We start from the raw sequence: 23,063 nt of genomic DNA, 5'->3' as shown, positions 1-23,063 counted from the left end.
CGACACCGGTCGCGGATGGAGGATGGATAACGTTTGCCGGTTAACGATGTCGTCCCCGGTGCATCACGTCAAGGGGCAATCAGCGCGCGGGGTCGGGCTCGAAGCGCACGGCGACGCGATCGAGGTCGGCCGTCCAGCCGCGCCCGTCGAGGTCGTCGGCGCGCACGCCGAAGAACAGCCCGGTGAAGCGGAGCCTGGGCCCGTGGTCGTCCGACAGCGTCCATGCGGGATGAACGCCGGGGACCGGCATCCACTCTTCCGAATCGGGCTCGGCCCACGCGCACCGCAGCTCCGGACCGTCGAGCGACAGCCGCAGCCGCAGCGGGCCCGAAGGCACGGAGACAGGCGCGGACCTTGTCGTGGTCGCGCCGTCGCGGCGCACTACGCGCAGGTGCCGGCCGTTGTCGTCGTCGTAGGTCAGCTGCAGCTGGATCCATCCCGACCGGTCGTACCAGGCGATCGGGCCGGCGGTCTCGCGAGGCGTGCGCGGCGCCGCGTCCAGCAGCACCTCGAGCGAGGCGCGGTGCTCCTCGACGCGCGTCAGGATCAGGGATTGGTCGAAGACGGATGCCGCGGAGTGACCGCCCCGCAGCCGCAGCCATCCGGGCCGGGCGCCGAGATCCGCGACCGCGCCGGGCAGTGCTGCCCGCAGCGCCGACCAGCGCCGCGAGTCGAGGGCGTGGGTGTCGAAGTCGTCGGTCCAGCCGCGCGGGCCGGGTGCGGCATCCGTCCCCTCCGCCACACCGGGCGCTGCGACCTCGACGCTCGCATGATGCCCGCCGTCTGCGAGCCGCAGCCAGCCGTCGTCGTCGAAGACGACGTGCTGCAGACAGGTCTCGCGACCGAGCGTGCTGTACCGCTCCCCCAGATGCAGGGTCGGGCGACTCGCCAGGTGCGCGAGCACCCAGTCGCCGCCGGGCGTCTGCACCAGTTCACCGTGCCCCGCCTTCTGGAGCGGATGCCCCGGCGCATCGCGCGTCGTGAGCACCGCTTCGCGCGGGTCGCGCTCGTAGGGTCCGAGCAGGCTGCGGGATCGCGCCATGGTGACGCCGTGGTTCCACCCGGTGCCTCCGGCGGCGATCAGCAGGTAGTACCAGTCGCCGATGCGGTAGAGGTTGGGCCCTTCGACGAGGCCGCTCTCACCGTAGATGCGCACGGCCTCGCCGCTCGTCCGGCGCTCGGCGGGCAGGTACTGCTCCACCACCAGCCCCGAGAACGACGGGAGCTCCGGCCGCTGGTCCCACTGCACGCCGACGATCCAGTGGGTGCCGTCGGGGTCGTGGAAGAACGAGAAGTCGAATCCGCGCGATCCCAGGTGGACCGGCTCGCTCCACGGACCAGTGATGGCCTCGGCGGTGACGAGGTAGTTGTCGATGTCCTTGTCGTCGCCGTCCATGCTGCGCACGATCGAGTACGCGAGCCAGAACTTCCCGTCGGCATGCGTCAGACTCGGCGCCCACACGCCGCCGGAGTCGGGGATGCCGCGCAGGTCGAAGCCGTCGTCGAGTGCGTGGCCGATCGTGGACCACTGCGCGAGGTCGCGCGAATGGTGCAGGCGGACGGCCGGGTGGTATTCGAACGTGCTCGTCGCGAGGTAGTAGTCGTGCCCGACGCGCAGGATCGACGGGTCGGGGTTGAACCCGCGCAGGACCGGGTTGTGGATCACGGGCACGATGCGCCTCCAGGGACGACGGTGTCAGGGCAGGACGGGCATCGGGTGCGCGAAGGGCGCGCCGGCGACGAAGCGTTCGATCTCGGCGAGCGCCACCTCACCCAGGCGTCGCAGTTCGTTGCCCGTCGATCCTGCGAGGTGGGGCGTGAGGAACGCGTTCGGCAGGGTGTAGAGCGGATGCCCCGGCTCGAGCACGTCCGGCTCGGTGACGTCGAGCACGGCCCGCAGCCGTCCGCGCCGGAGTTCGGCGACGAGGGCCTCCTGGTCGACCAGCGCACCTCGTGCCGTGTTGATCACCGTGGCGCCGTCCGGCAGCGCCGCCAGGACGGCAGCCGATACCATGCCGATCGTCGACGGTATCTCAGGTGCATGGATCGAGAGGATGTCGCACCGTGAGGCGAGCGCGCCGAGGTCGGGGACGAGCTCGGCCCCGAGACGCGCCGCGGTCTCGGGGGTGGCATAGGGGTCGTAGAGCAGGACGCGGACGTCGCTGCGCTGAAGCTTCTCGATGACGAGCGTGCCGATGGTCGAGGCCCCGACGATCCCGACGGTCGTGCCGTACAGCCCGGTGCGCGGCAGCTCGGCTTCGCGGTCGATGAACCGCTGCTCGGCGCTGTAGCGGCGCGAGGCCCAGAACGCGTCCTTCGCGGCGAGCGTGATCATCGCGAGGGTGAATTCTGCGACCGGGATCGCATTGGCCACGCGAGCGGTGGAGATGCGGATGCCGCGGCCCGACGCCGGGCCGTCCAGCCCGCCGTTGCCCCCACTCCAGTGCACGATCGCCCGCAGCTTCGGGAACGCGTCCAGGTCGCCGGGGCTGATCTTGGCACCCCAGCCGGCGATCAGCAGTTCGACCCCGGACGGGTCGGGGATGCCGGCGAGCGAGGTGGCGGCATCCGCGGTGTCGATCTCGAGGATCTCGCTCAGCCGCTCCCGCTCGGCGTCGCCGAACACGAACGGCACGAGCGCCGGGTCCATCAGCAATGCGGCCCTCATGCGCCGAGCTCCTCGATGCTCCACCGGTCGCGCCACTCGAGCTCCACGCCGCCATCGCGGATCCGCAGCGGGAGCCACACCGCCGGCGACTCCGCCAGCCGGGACGGATCCCAGCGGTCGCCGATGTACACGTACCCGTCGCCGACGGGCGCCACGACGCTCACCTGCGACTCGAAGGTACAGGTGCCGGGCGGCGCGATGGGTCGCCACGGATCCCACGGGCCCTCCAGCGCCGAGGCACTGGCGTACATGTTGTCGTTCATGCTCCAGCCGGTGAGGTCCGAGCCGAACAGGTAATAGCGGCCCTCGTGACGCACGAGGGTGGGCGACTCGTAGCCGATCGCCGGGTTCGCCTGCTGGCGGAGCGTCGCCACGACCGCCTCGACGCCGAGGTGATCCTCGCGGAGGCGGTAGATGTGCAGGCCGCTGTCGCGGTCCTCCGAGAGCAGGTACCCGACACCGTCCTCCTGGTAGACGCCGATGTCGCGGCTGAGATTGCCCAGCGGACGCTCGCTGCGCACGTAGGTGTAGGGACCCTCGGGGCGGTCGGCGATCGCGAAGCCGACGCGCGCGTACGCGTAGTCGCCCGCCTGCCCTTCGACCGGTCCGTCGACGTGCAGCAGCATCACCCAGCGCCCGTCGGGGCGCTGCAGCACCTTGGGACGCTCGACGACGCGGTCGGGGCCGATGTCGCCGTCAGCCTGGGTCAGTGCGTCGCCCTCGTAGTGCCACTGTGCGAGGTCTTCCGAGGAGTAGCACGCGACGGCCGTGAACCGGTCGCCCGCCGCCTTGTCCTCGCCCCACGCGAGCCACCGGTCGCCGACCCGCTGCAGGCCGATGCCGTGCAGCTGCGCCGTCCGGCCGCGGTCGTCCGTGAACACGCGTCCGGGGACGATCGCGCCGCGCTCAGCCACGGGTCACCCGCAGCACGCGTGCGCCGATCCCTGCGGGCGTCGACACCTCGAGCCCGCCGGGCCCCGCGTCGAGCCCCCACCCGGCTCCATCGGCCGGGAACAGCACCTCGGTCTCGCCCGCGACCCCGGGGATGGTGAATGCGGCGGGAGCGGCATCCCGATCCCACACGAACAGCAGGTCGGCGTCGGCGGTGCGAAGCCCCAGGCAGAGCGCCTCGTCGTCCCACGCGGGAAGCCCCAGCGGCCAGAACGGCAGGGCGGTGGTGAGCGAGTCGCGCAGGTCCTTGTGCAGCGCCACCGCCTCGGCGATGCGCGCCCGCTGGTCGGGCCGCAGCTCGTCGAGGAACCCCGACAGGTACAGCCGGCCGCTCAGCCCCGTCACGAGCGTGAACGCGGTCTCTTCGGCGCTCATGTCGCGGGCCGGGTAGGCCCAGTTGCCGCACTGCTCGGGAAGGATGGATGCCGGCGCCGACGCCGCGATCGGCGGATACAGGCGGAAGTCCTGCTGGTCGCTCGTGGACTGCAGGTGCGTGACCGCCAGCAGCGCGTAGTCGGCGCGCATCGCACCCGAGCTGCAGTTCTCGAGACGCAGCGACGGATGCCGCTCCTGCACCCGCACCAGCCAGTCGCGGAAGGCGCGGGTGTGCGCGAGCAGTCCATCCCCCGCCGTGGTGGCGTGGTGCTCGGTCCCCGCACCCGGGTTGATGTTGTAGTCGAGCTTCAGATAGCGGATGCCGAACTCCTCGACGAGGTGATCGACGGTCGCGTCCAGATGCGCGCGAGCGGCAGGATGCCGGAAGTCCAGGTGGTAGCGGCGGTCCTCCTGCACGCGCTGCCCGAACCGCTGGAAGAACGCCTCGTCGGGGAGCCGTGATGCGGCGGGGCTGTCGACGCCGACGACCTCGGGCTCGAGCCACAGTCCGGGCGCCATGCCGGCGTCGCGGATCGCGTCGATGACGCGCCGCAGCCCGCCGTCGGGGAACCGTGCGGGTGCCTCGCGCCATTCGCCGACGGTCGACCACCAGTCCCCGATCGCGGGGTCGGCGAACCATCCGGCGTCGATGCAGAACACCTCGACGCCCGCCTCGGCCGCGCGGCGCACCAGCGGCAGCAGCTCGTCGGTCGTCGGCTGCCCCATCAGCGTGTTCATGAAGTCGTTGTACACGACCGGAAGGTGCTGCGCGCCGGCCGCACCGCGCAGCCAGCGCCGGTACCGGGTGAGCTCGCCGAGCGCATCGCCTGGGCTGCCCGGACCACCGCGGCTGGCCGGACCACCAGGGCTGCCGGGACCACCGGGGCTCTTCGGCGCGACCGCCAGCACGACCGGCACGGCGGTGAACGCCTCTCCGGGCAGCAGCTCGTGCGCCCACTGGTGCTCGAGATCGGTCGGGCCGAGCAGCGACAGCACACCGCCGTCTCGCGCCTGGCAGAGATCCGCGCGCCATCCCGCACTCGTCTCGATCTGCCACGCCAGCGTCTCGCCGTCGGCGCGAGAGACGTAGCCGCACGGCACGTGCTCGCCGCTCGACCAGCCACCGTGGCTCGTGAGCCCGGCATGCCCGCGCGCGTCCTGCGCGTGGAGGGCGAGCGAGATGTCGGGCAGCAGCGTCCGCAGCGGAACCTCGCTCCACCTGTCCTCGGCGAGCCACTCGCTCGCCGCCGAGCCCCACACCATCTCGTCCAGATCGCGCGCCGAGCGGCCGAACCCGATCGTCGCCGACGAGATCGCGGCGATCACCACGGCCTCGCGTCCGGCGTTGCGGATCTCGCTCTCGATGCGCGCCGTCGAGGTGCCCGTGGGCGCCGTGACGGTGGTGCGCACCTCGATCCCGCTGACGGCGTCGCTCTGCACGACGACGGCGCGCACGGCGTCCGGCTCGGCGATGACCTGCGATCCCTGGACGCGCAGCCGCTCGCCGACGGCCGACCGCCAGTACGCCTGGCTGGTGCGGGCGCGCTGCTCGGTCGACGTGAACACCTCGACGAGACCGACGCCGGGCCGGCCGCTGTGCGTCGACGACGGCACGACCAGCGACGCCGGCGCGTCGTTCCCCCACCGCAGCTCGAACACGCCGACGCGCGCGCGGCTCGTGACCGGTGCCGGTGCAGCGGGTGCGCTCTCGCGCGGGATCAGGACGGAAGGGTGATGGACGGCTTCGGTCACGGAGTCTGTCTCGTCTCGTCGTTCAGCGGAAGACGCAGCGCGTCGTTGCAGATATGGATGCCGGCGCCCACCGTCGCGGGCAGGAAGAGGGCGATCGCGGGACCGATCAGCGGCAGCGCCGTGGCTGCCAGGCCCAGCCCGATGAGGAGGAGCCAGCTGAGCGCGATGTGCGGACGACGCGCGATGGCCTTGGCCGCGGCCGTCACCGTGTCGATCGCGCTGGCGTCGATCGTGCGGTCGGGGCGTTTCGTCTCGCTCGTTCCTCGCTCGCTCAACGACCGGAAGCCGACGACACCCGGTCGTTGAGCGGAGGGCGCTCTAGCGCCCGCAGACGAAACGCCTGCATTCACGGTGGGCGCCGCCGCGACGACGCACACCCCGATCAGCAGCACGACGGCGAGCGCCGCCGCGACCGCGGCCAGCAGCACGACCGCGTCGGCGCCGCCGAACAGGGCCAGGTCGTACTGGAGCACCACCACCACGACGCCCAGCCCGAGTGCGGCCCACCAGAGATCGCGGCATCCGCGCGCGAACGACGTCCAGAACTCCCGCCCGGCGGGCGCGTCGCCGCGTTCTGCCAGCAGCGAGCGGGCACCGCGCAGCAGCGCGTACGTCGCCGGCACGAGCGGCAGCAGCGCCGCCGCTCCCAGCCACACCGCCAGATGCGTGGCCTGCCAGCCGACCAGGGCCGTGAAGGCGAGCACAGGGACGAGGCATCCGATGAACGAGACCGACAGCACGAAGGAGCGGAACACGGTCAGCACTGTGGCCGCGAGCGGGCCATCGAGCGCGAGGAGGGTGCGCACGCGCGACGCCACACCGCCGCGCTGCGAGGTCGTGGGCGCGGCGCTCATCCCTTCACCGCCCCGACCGACATGCCCTTGATGAAGTAACGCTGGAAGGCTGCGAAGATCGCCACCGACGGGATGATCGCCAGGATCGCGCCGGTGTAGATGAGCTGCCACTGCGACGTGAGCAGCCCCACCATCCGGTTGATCGCGACGTTGATCGTGCCGGCCGAGGACGAGTCGAGGAACACCAGCGGGATGAAGAAGTCGTTCCAGAGACCGAGCGCCTGGATGATGACGAACGCCGACGTCACCGGCAGCAGCATGGGGAAGACGATCGCCCAGAACGTGCGCAGGCGCCCCGCGCCGTCCATGTTGGCCGCCTCTTCGACCTCGATCGGGATGCCCTTGATGAAGCTGCAGTAGAGCAGGATGCCGAAGCTCGCCGCCCCGCCGAGATGCACCAGCACCACGCTGGTCAGCGTGCTGTACAGGCCGACCTCGTCGAATCCCTTGACGAGCGGGATCATGCGCACCTGGAACGGGATCATGAGGCCGGCGATGAAGAGGATGTAGACGAACCGCGAGGTGCGGCCGCCGACGCGCTCGATGCCGTACGCCGCCATCGGCACGATCGCGATCAGCAGCACGACCGTGGCGAGCGTGATGATGAGCGTGTTGACGAGCGCCTCGCCGTAGTCCGTCTCCTGGAACAGCTGCACGTAGTTGTCGAGGGTGAACTGCGTGGGCAGCCCCATCGGATCCATCGTGATCTCGCCGTACGACCGGAACGAGTTCAGCAGCGCGTACAGCACGGGGCTCGCGACGATCAGCACCAGCACCGCGAGGACGACCATCACGACGACCTGGCCGGCGGTCAGCCGCTTGCGGCGTCGCGGGCGCCGGCGGCGCGTGTGCTCGGGCGTGACGAGCAGTTCCGTCTCGGTGCTCATGCCTGGATCTCCCTCTTGCGCATGTAGGCGTTCGCCGCCACGGTGCTGACGATCACCACGAGGAACAGCACGATCGCGGCCGCGCTGCCGAAGCCGGCGCGGTACTCGCCGAAGCCGACCTTGTAGATGAAGAACGCCATGGTCTCGCTGACGAAGCCGGGTCCGCCGGACGTGAGGACCATGACCTGGTCGAAGATGGTCCACCCCGCGATCATCGCGAGCGTCATGTTGACCGTGACCGCGCCCGCGAGCATCGGCCACGTGACGTGGCGGAAGACCTGGCGGCTGTTCGCGCCGTCGATCCGCGCGGCCTCGACCAGGTCCTGCGGCACGGACTGCAGGTTGGCGAGGTAGATGAGGGTGGTGTTGCCGCCGAGGGTGAAGCACGTGATGAAGAGGATGACCCACACCACGATCGAGCTGTCGCCCAGCCAGTCCCGCGCCCACTCGGGCAATCCCATGTCACGCAGGAAGACGTTCACGGCGCCGAAGTTGTAGTTGAGCAGGTACTTCCAGATCGTCGCGAGGATGAACGCGCTGACGAGCGAGGGAAGGTACACGGCGGTGCGGAACAGCCCCTGCCACCGGCCGACGTGGTCGAGCATCAGGGCCACGCCGAGCGAGATGGCGTTGATGATGACCGCGGATCCGAGACCCAGGATGAGGGTGTTCTTGACGGCGTTCCAGAACCTGCCGCTCCCGAGGATCTCCTCGTAGTTGGCGACGCCGACGTAGTCGTAGTCGGGGCTGATGCCGTCCCAGTTCGTGAAGCTCAGCTGCAGCGACTGCACCGACGGCACGATCACCATGAGCAGGTACACGACCAGCGCCGGGGCGATGAAGCCGAGCATCACCCAGCGCACTCTCCGGAAGCGGCGTATGCGGCGCCTCTCGCTCGGCGGTCCGGCCGGGACGAACGGGACGTCGTCGGCCGCACCCTCCGGCGCGCCGTCGAGCGGGCCTTCGCCGGTGAGCCGGACGGCGGCGCCGACCACCGCGGTCTGCCCCTGCAGGGCACTCTGATCAGTCATGGAGACCTCCTCGCCTCCGTTCCACGGTGCCCGGGCGGCTGCCCGGGCACCGTGTCACGTGTGGTCTCAGCCCGCTGCGACCGTCTTGTCGAACTCCGCCTGCACCTTGGCGATGGTGTCGTCGATCGACGACTGGCCGTCCTGCATCTCGATGCGCGCCTGCCGGAAGAAGGTGTTGAACGCGCTGAAGGTCGCCAGGTTCGACACGTTCTCGTACCACGCCAGGTTCGGGTTCTCGAGAAGCGCGAAGTAGTCCTTCGAGCCCGGGATAGAGGTGTTGCGCTCGATCTCGTCCGCGGCGACGATGTTCGGCGCCAGCCAGCCCTGCGACTCCATGAGGTTGGCGGTCTCCACCTGGTAGAAGTACTCCAGGAACTCCGTCGCCGACGCGTATTCGGCGTCGTCGTCGGCTGCCTGGGCCGAGATCGCCAGGCCGCCGGCGGTGTCGCCGTTGACCGCGTTCTTCAGCACGTTGATGGCGCCGTCCTCGGCGGGGATGATGAACAGGCCCGCGTTGAAGTCAGGGTCGACCTTGTTGATGTCGTTGAGACGCCCGATGCCGGCCGAAGAGGTCGCCATGACGGCCATGTCGTTCACGAGCAGCGTCGTGGTCTGCGCGTCCGCCGTGGACTGCCAGCCTTCGAGCACGTAGTCGTTGGTGATGTCGAGCAGCTCCTGCAGCGGCTCGCGCAGGTCCTCGACGGTGGCGTCGCCGTTCTGCGCAGCGGTCCAGAACCCGCCCTCGTCGCCGTACTCCGCGAAGTACGGCGCGGCGAGCGGCTTCCACAGCTGGTCGCTCGGCCACACCTCCGCCGCGGCGGTCGCCAGCGGTGCGTCGCCGTTCGCCTTGATGTCGGCGAGCAGGTCGAGGAAGTCGTCGTACGTCTCGGGCACCTCGAGGTCGTGCTCCTCGAAGTAGTCCTTGTTGTAGACGACGTTCAGGCCGATCTCGCCGTTCAGCGCGCTGTACGGCACGGTGTAGACGTTGCCGTCCTCCGCGCTGCCGAACGCCTCCGGCTGGATGAGCTCGGTCACCGAATCGGGGATCGGAGCGAGCTTGCCCGCGTTGACGTACGTGAGGGTGTCGCGCATGTCGACGACGGCCGGCCAGTTGCCGGTGGCATCCATCGTCTTCAGTGCTGTCGCGTAGTCGCTTCCCGCAGGAAGCGGATCGAGCTGCACGGTCGTCGTGTCGCTCTGGTCGTTGAAGGCCTCGACCACGTTGTCGACGACCGAGTTCCAGGTCTCGTCGCCGGTGGCGTAGAGGAAGCGGATCGTGGTCTTCTCGGTCGCCGCGCCGCCCTCGTCGCTGTCGTCCGCCGGGCTGCTGCAGCCCGTCAGCGCGAGTGCCGCGACAGCGATGCCCGCTGCGCCGGCGATCCAGGGCGAGCGGCGGCCCATACGGGCACGCATCCCTGCCCGCGTCATCGCGTCATGCATGTGATCTCCCTTGATTCGTGCCGGAACGTTTCCGTCTCGGAGAGAGTACCTCAAAGTGGACAACGTTTGCCACCTAGTTTCGTAAAGCGCTTTCCACCCTTGCGCACCGGGCCCCGCCGGCCCGCGAGGACCACGGCGGGATGCCGCTCAGGCAGGGACGAGCGGCGTGCCGTGGAGGATGGGCGTCGCGCTGAGCGCGATCGTCTCGGCAGGGTCGACGCCGTTGTCGAGCGCGAGCGCCAGCGCGAGCGCCGCGCCGCCGAAGTGCTCGAGCGGCACCTCCACCGTGCTGAATCCCGGCAGCACATCGCCGAGCATCGGCACGTGGTCGAACCCGGTCACCTCGATGTCGGCCGGCGTCGAGATGCCCAACTCGCGCAGTCGCGCGATCACGCCGACGGCCATCGCGTCACTCATCGCCGCGATCACGTCGAGCTCCCCGAGCCGGTCGCGGAGCTGCTCGACCGCGCGGTAGCCCCCGTCGCGCGAGAACTCGGTGTGCACGATGTCGCGCTCCTCGACCGCGATGCCGCGCGCTGCGAGCCCCTCGGCGAATCCCCCGACGCGTTCCAGGGCGGTCACCTCGATGTCCGGACCTGAGACCATCGCGAAGCGCCGCTTGCCGGCATCCGCGAGTCCTTCCGCGAGAAGTCGCGCGGCGTGACGGTTGTCGACGGTCACGGTCGGGAATCCCAGGTCGTTGTCGCCGATCACGACGATGCGCGCACCGTGGTCGCTCAGCACCTTCAACTGGTCCTTCACGGCGGCCTCTCGCGTAGCATCCGTCGTCCGGCTCGTCGCCATGACGACGGCCAGGTGACGCTCTCCGCGCAGCTGTGCCAGCAGGTCGATCTCGCGCGCCGAGTCGTCACGCGTCGTGCGCACCGCCACCGAGACGCCCTGCTCCTCGGCCGCGTGCATGATGCCGGCGATCATCGTCGCCGAGCCGAAGTCGTCGATGTCGCCGACGATGAACGCGACCGTGCGCGCGCGCCCGCCTTTGATCGCCTGCGCCGCCGGGCTCACCGAGTAGCCGAGGGCGCGAGCCGCCTCTTCCACGCGGCTGCGCAGTTCGGGCGACCCGCTCTGCTTGCCGCGGACGCCGCCGTTCAGCGCCCGCGACGCCGCGGGAACCGACACTCCCGCCAGTCGTGCGACGTCCGCGAGGGTGGCAGGCTTGGCGCTCTTCGACATTCGTCTCCCCGGGGCGTGCGCGTGCAGATAACGCTATCCAGTATCCCGGATCCCGACCCTGGGGTTGCGCTCGCGCAGCCCCAGGCTCGCGACGAGTGCGCGGCACCGAGGTTCAGCGCACGACGGCGGTGACGGTCGCAAGCCGGCTGAGCACGTCCTGGCTGACAGAACCGAGCAGGAAGCGTGCCAGCGCGCCGCGTCCGTGCGACCCGACCACCGCGAGGCGCGCCGAGGCTGCGAGGTCGTTGATGATCTGCGACGGATACCCCCGCTCGACACGACGCTGGATCTCGAGGTCGGGGTACTGCGAGCTGAGCCCGGCGAGCGACAGGCCGAGGGCCTCGGCGGTGAGCTTCTCCATGTTCTCGAGATACTCCGCGGGGTAGACGGCCGCCATGTTGCGCGGCGCCTCGAGCGGGGTCCACACGGCAACGGCAATCAGCGGCTCACCCAGGCGATCCGCCTCCGCGGCCGCGAACGCGATCGCCTTCTCCGACGCGGGTGAGCCGTCGACGCCCACCACCACCCCGGTGCGCTTCGACACGTCCACGTCGGGCACGACCACGACCGGGCACTGCGCCCCGGCGGCGAGCCGCTGCCCGTGCGCGCCGCGGCGTCCCCCGGATCCGCCCTGGTGATCGCTCCCGAGCACCAGCAGCGACGCGTGGGCCGAGGCATCCGTCAACACCTCGACCGGATTGCCGCGATCGACCCTCATGTACACCTTCAGACCGAGCCGAGGGAGAGCGGATGCCGTGGCCTCGACGCGTTCGCGCGCTTCCGCGACCGCGCGCTCGAGGACCTCGTCCTCGCCGATCGCGCCGACCGCGCCGCCCACGACCTCGATGAGCTTGAGGGGAAGGCGATGGGCCGACGCGCGTCTCACCGCCCATTCCACCGCCCGCAGCGCGGCGGGCGCGTCTGTGACTCCGACGACGATGGGTTCGACCACGATGTCTCCTCTCGGATGCCCTCAGAGTAGTGGTGACGAGGAGCGCGGCCGGGAGCGCCGTCTGCGCGCTGTCGAGGGAGCGCGGCCGGGTGCGCCGCCTCAGCCCTGCCCGGGCCACGGCCCCCAGGGCCAGCCATTGCCCGGGCCGGGGTCCGGTCCGGGTTCCGGTTCCGGTTCCGGTTCCGGCTCCGGCTGCGGGTCGGGCTCCGGCTGTGGGTCGGGCTGCGGCTGTGGGTCGGGCTGCGGCGACGGGGCGGACGGCGTCTGCGGCGCAGAACCCTGGTCCGGCGCGGGTGCTGGAGCCGACGTCTGGCCTGTGGACTGCTGTGACCGCTGCCGCTGCGCCGCGCGTTGCTGCTCCAGCTCGCGCAGTCGCTGCTGCTCGGCGGCGAGCCGCTCCTGCTCGCCGCGCAGCGCAGCCACCGCGCCCGCGTACGAGCCCATCGCCGCGAGGGCGCCGGCGTCCTCGCGTGCCGCCGCGGCTGCCGCCGCTGCGCCGAGCACAGCGGCTCGCAGCTCGGCCCCGGGCAGCGGGTTCTCGGCGGCGATCCGATCCGCAGAGGTCGGCAGCGTCGCGCCGAGCGCGAGGAGCGCCGCGTGCAGCGCATCGATCCGGCCCTGCAGCGCCGCGGAGCCGGCGCGAACATCGGACGCCGCAGCGACGAGGTCGGCGCGGAATCCATCGGCGTCGTCCGTGGCAGCGGCGACGGCCTCGACATCCGTCGTGTCGGCTCCCGTCCGCGCCGATGCGTCCGGGCCGGCGACGGGCGAGACGCCGCCCTCCGCGATCAGCTCGTCGAACGCCACCTGCGCTTCCTGAAGCGCCGCGTCGTCGCTGATCCCTCCGAGCTGGGCGAGGACGGGTTCGGTGGCGGCGACAGCGGCGTCGCCGGCAGCGCCGAGCGCGGCGTCCTCGACGATCGCCGCGTCGAGGTCGGCTTGCGCCGCGACGACGCCCGCTTCGGCCACGTCGAGCTCCGCGACGGCGGCCGCGAGGCGGTCGCGGGCCATGGCCGACTGCACGGTGACGGTTCCGGCGGTCGCGAGAGCTCCGACGACGATGACGGATGCCGCCACCAGCCCCCAGCGCGCGGCCGCACTCCGTCGTGCGGGGCGTCTGGTCCGGGGCGCGGTCCCGGCCGAGTTCGGCGGTGCCGGCCGCTGCGCCTCGACGAGTGGTGCGACCGCGAGCGCTGCCGTGCGCGGAGGGAGGACCTGATGGTCGACGGGGGCGGGCGCTCGGCCCTCTGGACCCATCGCGGCGAGCGCGCGGGGACTGTCCCCTGATCCGGGCGCGCTCGCCGCGGGTCCCCCAGTGGCGAGGGAATCGCCGCCGGTTTCGGCGGTTACGGCAATGGCCGCGGCGACGCCTGTCGGCAGGGTCGCAGCGACAATGGGGGGCGGAAGCGGCGGGGCCGACGTCGCCGGGCGAGCGATCGGCGTCTCGGACGATGCCGCCACGGCCGGAGCCGGCTCCGCCGGGCGAGCGCTGGGCGCCTCGGACGCCGCCACGGCCACAGCCGGCTTCACCGGGCGGACGATCTGCGCGTCGGGCGACACCGCGACGGCGGGCGCCGGCGCCGGAGCCGGCGCGACAGCCGTGACACGGGCTGGCGAGACCGCTATCAGGGCGCCCACGGTCGGCGCGGTCGCCGGAACCGACGCCGCGGCGGCACCGTGATGCGCCATGATGCGGGCGCTGGCAGCGGCGACGGCAATCGGCTGCTGCCGTTCCCCCATGCAGAGCGGGCCGAACAGTCGGGCGAGCGCCGCTTCGCGCTCGCGTTCCGCCTCGAGGTCGTCGTCGTGCTCGTCGTGTGGCCGCGACGGACCGCCCTGCGGTGCGCTGGTCTTCCCCCGAAGTCCCATGCTCACCTCCGTCCTCATCGCTGAGAGGACGCCAGTGTACGTCCGCGACGGCGCGTGCAGCATGGGGGTTTTCCCCTGGTCAGTGGGGTCACCAGATCGGGACGGTCACCCTGTCGGGTCGACCGCCCACCGCCGGCGCCGCGCCGGCGCCGCGCAGCCCCAGGAAACAAGACGAATCCCGAGAGGGTAGAGTTCCGCACCGACCGGCGGCGGAAATCTACCCTTTCGCGAATCCTCGGTTACAGGGCCAGTCGCTCCCGCACGACCTCGGCGAGCGCGTCCGCGTGGCGGCGGGCGTCGTCCTCGGACCCCGCCTCGACCATCACGCGCACCATCTCCTCCGTGCCCGACGGCCGCAGCAGCACGCGCCCCGAGAGGCCGAGCTCGGCGGTGGCGCGGGCGACGGCATCCTGGACCACGTCGTCGGAGCCCGCACGCGTGCGGTCGACCCCGCGGACGTTCACGAGCACCTGCGGGTACACGGTCATGATCGAGGCGAGCTCGGCGAGAGTCTTGCCCGTGCGGGCCATCTCGGCGACCAGGTGCAGGCCGGTGAGCACACCGTCGCCGGTGGTCGCGTACTCGCTCATGATGACGTGGCCGGACTGCTCGCCGCCGAGCGCGAAGCCGCCCTCGTTCATGCGCTCGAGCACGTAGCGGTCGCCGACGGCGGTGGTCTCGACGCGGATGCCGTGGGCCGACATGGCGCGGTGCAGGCCGAGGTTGCTCATCACGGTGGCGACGAGCGTGTCGTCGGCGAGGCGACCGCGGCTCTTCATCGACACCGCGAGGATCGCCATGATCTGGTCGCCGTCGACGATCTTGCCGTTCGCATCGACCGCGAGGCAGCGGTCGGCGTCACCGTCGTGCGCGATGCCCACGTCGGCGCCGTGCGCCACGACCGCCTTCGACAGCACGTCGAGGTGCGTCGAGCCCACGCCGTCGTTGATGTTGAAGCCGTCGGGGTCGGCGCCGATGACGGTGACCCGGGCACCCGCGTCGCGGAAGGTCTCAGGAGAGACTCCGGATGCCGCGCCGTGCGCGCAGTCCAGCACGACGTGCAGGCCGTCGAGGCGATTCGGCAGCGAGCCGAGCAGATGCACGACGTAGCGGTCTTCGGCGTCGGCGAACCGGCGGATGCGGCCGACGGCGGCGCCGGTCGGCAGCAGCTTCTGTCCGTCCATGGCGCGCTCGATGCGTGCTTCCACGATGTCGGGCAGCTTGACGCCGCCGCGCGCGAAGATCTTGATGCCGTTGTCGGCGGCGGGATTGTGGGATGCCGACACCATGACGCCGAAGTCGGCATCGATGTCGGCGATCAGGAAGGCCGCCGCGGGCGTCGGCAGCACGCCGGCGTCGTAGACGTCGACGCCCGAGGATGCGAGCCCTGCCTCGACGGCGGCCGAGAGGAACTCGCCCGACACCCGGGGGTCGCGCGCGACGACCGCGCTCAGGCGCTTGCCGGCGGCGCGACGCGCCTCGGCAGTACGGCCCTGGCCCAGGACGACGGCGGTCGCCTGGGCCAGGGACAGTGCGAGATCGGCGGTGAGGGGGCCGTTGGCCAGCCCCCTCACCCCGTCCGTGCCAAAGATCGGCATACGGAGGTGAAGCCGATCAGCGCTTCGAGTACTGCGGAGCCTTGCGGGCCTTCTTGAGACCGGCCTTCTTGCGCTCGATGACGCGGGCGTCGCGCGAGAGGAAGCCGGCCTTCTTGAGGGTCGGGCGGTTGTTCTCGGTGTCGATCTCGTTCAGCGCACGGGCGATGCCGAGACGCAGCGCGCCGGCCTGGCCCGAGGGGCCACCGCCCGAGATGCGCACGATGACGTCGTACGCGTCGGTGAGGTTGAGCACCGTGAACGGGTCGGTGATGAGCTGCTGGTGCAGCTTGTTCGGGAAGTAGTCCTCGAACGCACGGCCGTTGACGGTGATGGTGCCCGAGCCGGGGATGACGCGCACGCGGGCGATGGCCTGCTTGCGACGGCCGACGGCCGCACCCGACACCGAGAGCACGGGGCGCTCGACGGGGGTCACGGTCTCGTCGAGCGGGGTCTCGGTCGAGTAGTTGGTGGTTTCTTCTTCGATGTTCGCCATCAGTGTGTCCTTGTCTCTGCGGCGCTTACTGGGCGACCTGGTCGAAAACGTACGCGGTGGGCTTCTGCGCGGCGTGCGGGTGCTCGGCACCGCGGTACACCTTGAGCTTCGCCAGCTGGTCGCGGCCGAGCGAGTTCTTCGGGAGCATGCCGCGGACGGCCTTCTCCACGGCGCGGACGGGGTTCTTCTCGAGGAGCTCCGAGTAGGTGACCGACTTGAGGCCGCCCGGGTAGCCCGAGTGGCGGTAGGCCTTCTTCTGCTCGAGCTTCTGGCCCGTCAGGGCGACCTTCTCGGCGTTGATGATGATGACGAAGTCGCCCTGGTCGATGTGCGGGGCGAACGTCGGCTTGTGCTTGCCGCGGAGGAGGACGGCGGCGTGCGAGGCGAGACGGCCGAGAACGACGTCAGTCGCGTCGATGACCAGCCACTCGCGCTGGGCTTCGCCAGCCTTGGGGGTGTAAGTGCGCGTCACAGTAGTGCTGCTTTCTTGATTCGAACGGAGAGGTTCGTGAATCCCACTCCGGGGTGGTTCCTTGCTTCGGTCGTTGAGCGAGCGAAGCGAGACGAAACGCCTGGGAACACGCCAGTGGAGGGCTCACGTTCGTGGTGCCGGGTCAGCTGAGCAGGCACCAAAGATCCATAGTACGCCAGACGGATGCCGCAGCCAAACGCGCGCAATACCGCGGGTTCTCACCATGCGAGCAGCGCCACGCCGCTAAGGCGTCGGCTCGGTGGGTGGCGGCGGGGGTGGTGGGGCCGGCGCTGGGTCCGGGTCCGGTGCGGGCGCGGGCGCTGGGTCCGGTGCCGGGGCGGGCGCTGGGTCGGGCGCCGGTGCGGGGGCTGGGGCCGGTGCGGGTGCTGGCGCCGGGGCAGGCGCCGGCTCGGTCCTCGGCTGGGGCGCGGGCGCGGGATTCGGGGCCGTGGAACGGCGCGACGTGCCGACCTGCTCGGCACGCACCTGGTCGGCGCGCAGGGCCGTTACGGCCGCGGCATACGCGAGCAGCTCGCCATCGCCGCTGCCGCCCGCGGCTTGAGCGGCGACGACTGCGGCCGCCGCGGCGATGACGGCGTCGCGGAACGACCGCAGCGCGAGCGGATTCTCCAGACTGATGGCCTCCGCCGTCGCCGGCAGGCTCGCCCCGAGCGCGCGCTTCGCCTCGGCGAGCGCTGTGGCCTTCTGGGTCACCCCCTCGGTCGCGGCGACGACCTCCGCGGTGACGTCTTCGACGGTGGCCGCATACTCGCGCGCGTCGGACGCCGCGGCGTCGGCAGCAGTGGGGTCGTCGATCGTCTCGACGGCCGGCGGGGTGTAGTCCGCGGGCCTCTCGGGCAGCTTCGTGTTGTCGAGAAGCGCGACGAGCGCCACGTGGGCCGCTGTCGCTGCGTCGAGCGTCGGCTGATCGGCCATGCCGGCGACAGCCGCGAGCGCCGGGCCCGCGCTGTCGGCAGCAGCCCGGGCAGCGGCTGCCGTCGTCTCGTACTGGGCGTACGCAGCATCCAGCGCCGAAACGGGCTCCTTCGCGGCGTCGGCGGCGTTCTGGAACTCCACAACGGCCGCGCGCAGCTCTCCCTCCTGCGCGGGAGTGATCTGCGCGACGTAGACGCTGCCCGCGAGGAGAAGACCGACGACGGCCACCGCGACTCCGACGGCCCACCACGCCCCTCTCCTCCAGACGCCCCGGCCGTGGGGCGTCGACGCGAAGTGGCCCTCGAGCTGCGGCGTGGCGGCCGCCGACTTCGCAGCTCGCTTGCTCTGACGTTTCGTGCGCGGCGCGGAGGTCGGCTCGACGGGTGCGACGACCGCAGCCGCGACGGTGGGTCCAGTGATCGGCGGTTCCGCCGGGTCGTCCTCTTCGGCGAGCTCGCCGAACAGGGCCTGTATGTCGGCGTCAAGGAACGGATCCTCCTCGCCGTCAAGAAAGGGATCCTCCTCGCCGTCAAGGAAGGGATCCTCCTCGCGGTCAAGGAAGGGATGCTCGTGGCCGTCAAGGAACGGATCCTCGGGGCCGTGAAGGAACGGATCCTCGTCGCCGTCAAGGAACGGTTCCCCGTCGCGGTCAAGGCGGAAGAGGTCATCATCGCCGTGCGGGGCAATCAACGCGTCGACATCCTCCGGGGGAGTTCGCAGATCCTCCGGCAGCACCGCCGCTTCCGGATCCTCGACTGGGTCGACCCCGATCGACGAGTCGGGGCTCGGCACGGCGGGCCTGGCATCCCTCGACGAGTCAGGCGTCGCCACCACGTGCGCGGCATCAACCGACGGCCCGGGCGCCGGCACCGCGGGCGCGGTAACGACCGCCGAGTGAGGCTGCAGCACGGCGGCCGGCTCTTCGCGATCCGGTTCGGCAGTGCGAGCACTCAATGTCGGCGCATCAGGTTGTGCGGCTTGACCGAAGAATGCTGCGAGGCGCTCGTGGGCGTCGGCCTCTTCGACCGTGTCGGTCGGCCGCCCTGTGCTCGCGGAGGCCCCCCCGAAGAACTCATCGAGCGCGCGCCCGTTACTGTCGGCATCATCCGAGGGGATGCCGCCGTCGCGGCTCGGGCTGCCGCTCTTCGGCTTGCGGACCAACGTCGCGCGCCTTCCTTTGTCAGGGCTGGGCGGGCTAGAGTAACTGTCTCTACGCGGTACCCCACTAGCGCTTGCGGTGAGCGGCCCCATCGTGTACGAGGGCAACGACAACGGATATCGGGCGGTTTATCGCGGCCACCGTTACGCGAGATATACAGGCACCATCGGCACGACCCGAGGAGCCGCGCCCACGCGGTCTTGCGCACAGGCAGCCGCCCCACCGGACCCTGCCCGCGCACTCGCCCCGCTCCCAGGAAAGCGCCCGCCGGTGCGGTATCGTAAAGCGTTCTCACCAGGAAGGGCGATTTCTGTCGCTCACCCCGCCGAGAGTTGGGAGCCTTCGGGGAGATGATCGTCAGGTGACAGTCCGCGCACGCCGCGCATTCATGGAGCGCTGAGCCATGGCCATCGATGAGCTCCCTGCTCACGTTGAGCGGCCGTCCCTCGAGGTCCAGCAGAGGGCGGACCTTCGCGAACTCCTCTCGCCCGCCGCCCGCGTTCGGCGTTGGCAGCGCCTTTTCGCCAGGGTTCTCTCGATTACCGACACACTCGTGATCGCGATCACCGTGTCCGGCGCGCAGTTCATCCGGATCAGGTCCGACACACGTCTCGTGATCGCCGGCATCCCTGACGAGGATGTCGCCGTCGCTTACTCGGTCGTGTCGATCGTGATGGTGCTCGGGTGGGCGCTGTCCCTTCGCCTGTTTGGTACCCGCGACTACAAGGTCATCGGCACCGGAACCCTGGAGTACAAGCGGGTCACCAACGCAACCTTTGCCTTCTTCGGCGTGTTCGCGATTCTCGCCTTCGCTTTGCAGGCGCCGATCGGCCGCTCCTACCTGCTCGTTGCCCTTCCCGCGGGCTGGGTGCTTCTCATCCTCAGCCGTTGGCTGTGGCGCAAATGGCTCATCGGGCGTCGCCGGCGCGGACGACTCCTGAGCCATGCCCTGCTCGTGGGTGATCGCACGAGCTCGCTCCATGTTGCGGAGCAGATCCAGCGTGACCCCGGCTGCGGCCTCGAGATCGTCGGTGCGATCACCGAGCGCGGCACTACCTCCCACGGCCTGACCGCCGATATCCCCGTGATAGGCGGCTGGGACCACCTTCTCAGTCACGTAGACCGCGCGCGCGCCGACACCGTAATCATCACCGGAAATCACACGCTCACTCCTCGGCAGCTGCGCGAGCTCGGGTGGGGCCTTGAGGAGCGTAAGGCCAGCCTGATCGTGGCACCGGCTCTCACCGACGTCGCGGGCCCCCGCATCCATTCGACCCCCGTCGCTGGCCTCCCCCTCATCCACGTCGACTACCCCGAGCTCACCGGCATCGACCGCTTCCTCAAGCGCGCTTTCGATGTGTTCGGCGCGCTCGTCCTCATTTTGCTTGCGTCGCCGATCATGGTCGCCGTCGCGATCGCGGTGAAGTCCACGAGTCGCGGTCCCCTGTTCTACGGGCAGGAACGCATCGGCCGCCACCGCGTGCCGTTCAAGATGTGGAAGTTCCGCTCGATGATCATCGGCGCCGATGACCAGTTGAAGGGTCTGCTGGATGCACAGGGGACCTCCGACCGTCCGCTGTTCAAGGTGGCGAACGATCCTCGGATCACCCCCGTCGGTAAATTCATCCGCCGCCACTCCCTGGACGAACTCCCGCAGTTCTTCAACGTCCTCGCTGGCTCGATGAGCCTGGTAGGACCACGCCCGCAGGTTGCTGCAGAGGTGGCACTCTACGAGGACGGCGCACACCGCCGCCTCTTCATGCGACCGGGAATCAGCGGACTCTGGCAGGTCAGTGGGCGCTCGGACCTCGACTGGGATGACGCCATAAGGCTTGATCTCTACTACGTGGAGAACTGGTCTCTCACGGGCGACTTGGTCATCCTCTGGCGCACGCTGCGCGCGGTTACTGCAAAGGATGGAGCCTATTAGAGGGCAGGCGTGCCGGAAGACGATCAACTTGGTCTGGCCGTGCCAGCTGATTCTCCCATCGAACGTGATTACCAACGGGTCCAAAGCTGATTCCATTCCGCCCCGGGTCCCCGAATACTTCCCCGATTCACACCCGCAGCGTTGGGCTGGTACCGTACCTCCCGACCATCTCCAAGGAAAACTGTGACGTCGACCCCTCAGATCGACGCGACATCGATGTCGCAGGAATCTTCTCCGCCAGGTTCACCCGCTATGAAGCGCGCCCTCTTCAGGGCGGCCGGGGAGCTCGGGGTAGGAGCCCGGCAGGGGCCGCGCCAGGAAGGCAGCGTCGCTCGCGGTCCAACTGACTCCTACTGGGTCGAGAACCGGCCTCTCATCGGAGGCCTCCAGATCCTCGCGAAGACGCTAAGGGCAATCGATGCGGTCAACGAGACCATGCGACGACGGCCAGGTTTACGACACGAAATACGGAGACGGCATGACCGACTGGACTGTGGTTACGGTCACCTACAACAGCAGTAAACATCTTCTTCGGCACTGGACCGGTTCACGTGCTGAACGCGACTTCCGGTGGGTGGTCGTAGACAATGGATCCACCGACGACACGCTTCAGATCGCGATGCAATTCGCTGACGAGGTGATCAAATCTGGTGGGAATGTAGGCTTCTCGGCCGCGAACAACATCGGTCTCCGCAGCGTCGACTCCAAGTTCGTAGCCTTCGCCAACCCCGATGTGGCGGTCCCGGGCCATGGCTGGCAGGAGGATTTTGCACGCGCGATTGAACGGTCCGCCGGCGTTGTAGCCCCGCAGCTTCGCAACGCGGACGGTACGTTTCAAGCGAATGCGCGCGGTCTCCCGTTCTTCTCCTCGAAGGTACGCAACAGGTTATCCCCCAACTCTGCGACAGGACTCCAGTACGCACGCGCAGGCTTCACGCATCAGACGTACTGTGCCTGGGTAATGGGTGCTGCGGTCGGGGCCAAGACTGAAACCATTCGCGCCCTGGGCGGGTGGGACGACGAGTATTTCCTGTACTACGAGGACCACGATCTCGGCCTGAGAGCTTGGCGACAAGGCATTCCTGTCTCGGTAACGCCCGACGTTCAGTGGACACACGACTGGCAGCGAGCGACTACCAGGCTAAGTGCGCCAGCGTGGCGAGCGGAGCTTTTCTCGATGCGGAAGTTCTACGGCGATCACCCCGCATTCAGGTGGGGGACGCTCAATAGCCCGCGCGCTCTTGCGAGAGTCCGCGCCGCCGACTATGGCGAGATGACCAGCCTGCTTTGGCGTTCGTTGGACAAGGCGGAGAGAGTCGTTACATGAGGACCATCGCGTTCTATTTGCCCCAGTTCCACCAGATCCCGGAGAACGACCAGTGGTGGGGGGAAGGCTTTACCGAATGGACCAATGTAAGGAGAGCCCAGCCGCAGTTCGATGGCCACGATCACCCACGGCAAGCAGGCGCCCTTGGTGAATACGATCTCAGCAATCACGACTACCTCCGTGCGCAGGCCGAGCTCGCTCGCGACAACGGTGTGGACGGGTTCTGTCTCTACATGTATTGGTTCAACGGACATCGGCTGCTCGAGCGCCCGTTAAACGGATGGCGCGACGACGGCTCGCTGTTGCCCTACTGCATTAGTTGGGCGAATGAGAGTTGGACCCGGCGCTGGGACGGTAAGGAGCGCGACGTTCTGATGCCTCAGGACTATGCCCCGGGATTCATCGATGGTCTCGTTGCCGACCTCCTTCCGCATTTCCGAGCGCCGCACTACATGTGCCAGGGCGGTGAGCCCATTCTTCTCGTGCATCGTGCGGAACTGATTCCCGATCCCATCGAGTTCACCAGAGCACTCAGACAGCGCGTTCGTGACGCTGGCTTCCAGGGGATTCACCTTGTGGCGTCCGAAACATCCCCGGGACTTCGCCCACAATCGGTGGGATTCGATGCCGTGGCGGAGTTCCCCCCTGTGGGGGCGAACACGCTCGCGTCTGCACACATCGCTCCACTGCCCGGCATTCGTCGAGACTTTCGTGGCCGCCTCATGTCCTACGAGCGTCTTTCTCGAAGATTCTTGTCGCGCAAGCCAGTTCCCTTCGTCCGATACGCAGGAGTCGCGCCGGGATGGGACAACACAGCTCGTCGGGGCACAGCCGCCACCATCTATGTCGGTTCCACTCCCGGGCTCTACCGCGAGTGGCTAGCGCGAGCGCGAGCGAGTGAGCAAGCCGCTCGGGCCGAGCGCGGCCTCGTCTTCATTAACGCTTGGAATGAGTGGGCGGAAGGCGCCTACCTTGAACCCGACCGGTCGAATGGCGACGAATATCTTAAAGCGACAAGGATAGAGGGGAGCCCGGAGTTGATCATGTCCAATCGCAGAGGGGTCTCGCGGGCAGCCCTATGGTCCGTTCCCCACTTGCGCAGTCTCGCCCTTACCGCCGCGGCAAGCGGACTGGCAGCCAAGCGACGTGTCCAGAACTGGGCACGATGACGTTGG

18 protein-coding genes are annotated in these 23,063 nt (G+C 69.6%); 3 read left to right on the top strand and 15 right to left on the bottom strand.

Annotated features, from left to right (window positions below; translation table 11 throughout):
* Window positions 1–79: 79 nt before the first annotated feature.
* The 15 genes from B2K11_RS04210 to B2K11_RS20430 all read right to left on the bottom strand — a co-directional run bounded on the left by B2K11_RS04210 (window position 80) and on the right by B2K11_RS20430 (window position 18,633).
* Window positions 80–1,672, bottom strand: coding sequence for a family 43 glycosylhydrolase (locus tag B2K11_RS04210; RefSeq protein WP_239525715.1), 1,593 nt, complete (start codon window positions 1,670–1,672; stop codon window positions 80–82).
* Between the two features lie 24 nt (window positions 1,673–1,696).
* Window positions 1,697–2,668, bottom strand: coding sequence for a hydroxyacid dehydrogenase (locus tag B2K11_RS04205; protein WP_163617023.1), 972 nt, complete (start codon window positions 2,666–2,668; stop codon window positions 1,697–1,699).
* Window positions 2,665–3,582, bottom strand: a complete 918-nt coding sequence (locus B2K11_RS04200) for a family 43 glycosylhydrolase (RefSeq protein ID WP_239525714.1) — start codon at window positions 3,580–3,582, stop codon at window positions 2,665–2,667. The genes B2K11_RS04205 and B2K11_RS04200 overlap by 4 nt, the downstream gene beginning before the upstream one ends.
* A complete protein-coding gene (locus B2K11_RS04195) occupies window positions 3,575–5,746 on the bottom strand; it encodes a glycoside hydrolase family 36 protein (RefSeq protein ID WP_239525713.1) in 2,172 nt (723 codons plus the stop codon). Before B2K11_RS04195 ends, B2K11_RS04200 begins: the two co-directional genes overlap by 8 nt.
* Window positions 5,743–6,600 (bottom strand): hypothetical protein, encoded by an 858-nt coding sequence (locus B2K11_RS04190; RefSeq protein WP_163617022.1) that lies wholly within the window; start codon window positions 6,598–6,600, stop codon window positions 5,743–5,745. Before B2K11_RS04190 ends, B2K11_RS04195 begins: the two co-directional genes overlap by 4 nt.
* On the bottom strand, window positions 6,597–7,487 hold the full coding sequence (locus B2K11_RS04185) for a carbohydrate ABC transporter permease (RefSeq protein WP_239525707.1): 891 nt from the start codon (window positions 7,485–7,487) through the stop codon (window positions 6,597–6,599). The genes B2K11_RS04190 and B2K11_RS04185 overlap by 4 nt, the downstream gene beginning before the upstream one ends.
* Entirely contained in the window at window positions 7,484–8,518 is a 1,035-nt protein-coding gene (locus tag B2K11_RS04180) for a sugar ABC transporter permease (protein WP_163617021.1), read from the bottom strand. Before B2K11_RS04180 ends, B2K11_RS04185 begins: the two co-directional genes overlap by 4 nt.
* A 66-nt stretch (window positions 8,519–8,584) precedes the next feature.
* Complete coding sequence (locus B2K11_RS04175) at window positions 8,585–9,958, bottom strand: ABC transporter substrate-binding protein (protein ID WP_239525706.1); 1,374 nt, start codon at window positions 9,956–9,958, stop codon at window positions 8,585–8,587.
* Window positions 9,959–10,105: 147 nt separating this feature from the next.
* Entirely contained in the window at window positions 10,106–11,152 is a 1,047-nt protein-coding gene (locus B2K11_RS04170) for a LacI family DNA-binding transcriptional regulator (protein WP_163617020.1), read from the bottom strand.
* A 112-nt stretch (window positions 11,153–11,264) separates the two neighbouring features.
* Window positions 11,265–12,104, bottom strand: a complete 840-nt coding sequence (locus B2K11_RS04165; RefSeq protein ID WP_163617019.1) for a universal stress protein — start codon at window positions 12,102–12,104, stop codon at window positions 11,265–11,267.
* Between the two features lie 99 nt (window positions 12,105–12,203).
* Window positions 12,204–13,973, bottom strand: a complete 1,770-nt coding sequence (locus B2K11_RS04160) for a hypothetical protein (protein WP_163617018.1) — start codon at window positions 13,971–13,973, stop codon at window positions 12,204–12,206.
* A gap of 239 nt (window positions 13,974–14,212) precedes the next feature.
* Complete coding sequence (gene glmM / locus B2K11_RS04155; protein ID WP_163617017.1) at window positions 14,213–15,571, bottom strand: phosphoglucosamine mutase; 1,359 nt, start codon at window positions 15,569–15,571, stop codon at window positions 14,213–14,215.
* Between the two features lie 16 nt (window positions 15,572–15,587).
* Window positions 15,588–16,064 carry a 30S ribosomal protein S9 gene (gene rpsI / locus B2K11_RS04150; RefSeq protein WP_163617016.1) on the bottom strand — a complete coding sequence of 159 codons (477 nt, stop codon included), beginning with the start codon at window positions 16,062–16,064 and terminating at the stop codon, window positions 15,588–15,590.
* A gap of 25 nt (window positions 16,065–16,089) precedes the next feature.
* Complete coding sequence (gene rplM / locus B2K11_RS04145) at window positions 16,090–16,536, bottom strand: 50S ribosomal protein L13 (RefSeq protein ID WP_163617015.1); 447 nt, start codon at window positions 16,534–16,536, stop codon at window positions 16,090–16,092.
* Between the two features lie 243 nt (window positions 16,537–16,779).
* Window positions 16,780–18,633 (bottom strand): hypothetical protein, encoded by a 1,854-nt coding sequence (locus tag B2K11_RS20430; RefSeq protein WP_204260002.1) that lies wholly within the window; start codon window positions 18,631–18,633, stop codon window positions 16,780–16,782.
* Window positions 18,634–19,184: 551 nt separating this feature from the next.
* Here B2K11_RS20430 and B2K11_RS04135 point away from each other — a divergent pair.
* The 3 genes from B2K11_RS04135 to B2K11_RS04125 all read left to right on the top strand — a co-directional run bounded on the left by B2K11_RS04135 (window position 19,185) and on the right by B2K11_RS04125 (window position 23,057).
* Window positions 19,185–20,561: a sugar transferase gene (locus tag B2K11_RS04135; RefSeq protein WP_239525705.1), complete on the top strand. Its 1,377-nt coding sequence runs from the start codon at window positions 19,185–19,187 to the stop codon at window positions 20,559–20,561.
* Window positions 20,562–21,039: 478 nt separating this feature from the next.
* Window positions 21,040–21,888, top strand: a complete 849-nt coding sequence (locus tag B2K11_RS04130; protein ID WP_163617013.1) for a glycosyltransferase family 2 protein — start codon at window positions 21,040–21,042, stop codon at window positions 21,886–21,888.
* Complete coding sequence (locus B2K11_RS04125) at window positions 21,885–23,057, top strand: glycoside hydrolase family 99-like domain-containing protein (protein ID WP_163617012.1); 1,173 nt, start codon at window positions 21,885–21,887, stop codon at window positions 23,055–23,057. The genes B2K11_RS04130 and B2K11_RS04125 overlap by 4 nt, the downstream gene beginning before the upstream one ends.
* Window positions 23,058–23,063 lie beyond the last annotated feature (6 nt).

Source organism: Microbacterium sp. B35-30, from assembly GCF_010634855.1.
Lineage (GTDB): Bacteria > Actinomycetota > Actinomycetes > Actinomycetales > Microbacteriaceae > Microbacterium.
Note: the sequence above shows the minus strand (reverse complement) of the source record. Positions and strands in the feature narration are given on the sequence as shown.

What these genes read in the sequence shown, in the direction of transcription:
- B2K11_RS04205 (WP_163617023.1), bottom strand. Translation starts at nt 2,668, where the DNA reads ATGAGGGCCGCATTGCTGATGGACCCGGCGCTCGTGCCGTTCGTGTTC.
- B2K11_RS04190 (WP_163617022.1), bottom strand. Translation starts at nt 6,600, where the DNA reads ATGAGCGCCGCGCCCACGACCTCGCAGCGCGGCGGTGTGGCGTCGCGC.
- B2K11_RS04185 (WP_239525707.1), bottom strand. Translation starts at nt 7,487, where the DNA reads ATGAGCACCGAGACGGAACTGCTCGTCACGCCCGAGCACACGCGCCGC.
- B2K11_RS04180 (WP_163617021.1), bottom strand. Translation starts at nt 8,518, where the DNA reads ATGACTGATCAGAGTGCCCTGCAGGGGCAGACCGCGGTGGTCGGCGCC.
- B2K11_RS04175 (WP_239525706.1), bottom strand. Translation starts at nt 9,958, where the DNA reads ATGCATGACGCGATGACGCGGGCAGGGATGCGTGCCCGTATGGGCCGC.
- B2K11_RS04170 (WP_163617020.1), bottom strand. Translation starts at nt 11,152, where the DNA reads ATGTCGAAGAGCGCCAAGCCTGCCACCCTCGCGGACGTCGCACGACTG.
- B2K11_RS04160 (WP_163617018.1), bottom strand. Translation starts at nt 13,973, where the DNA reads ATGGGACTTCGGGGGAAGACCAGCGCACCGCAGGGCGGTCCGTCGCGG.
- glmM (WP_163617017.1), bottom strand. Translation starts at nt 15,571, where the DNA reads ATGCCGATCTTTGGCACGGACGGGGTGAGGGGGCTGGCCAACGGCCCC.
- rpsI (WP_163617016.1), bottom strand. Translation starts at nt 16,064, where the DNA reads ATGGCGAACATCGAAGAAGAAACCACCAACTACTCGACCGAGACCCCG.
- B2K11_RS04130 (WP_163617013.1), top strand. Translation starts at nt 21,040, where the DNA reads ATGACCGACTGGACTGTGGTTACGGTCACCTACAACAGCAGTAAACAT.
- B2K11_RS04125 (WP_163617012.1), top strand. Translation starts at nt 21,885, where the DNA reads ATGAGGACCATCGCGTTCTATTTGCCCCAGTTCCACCAGATCCCGGAG.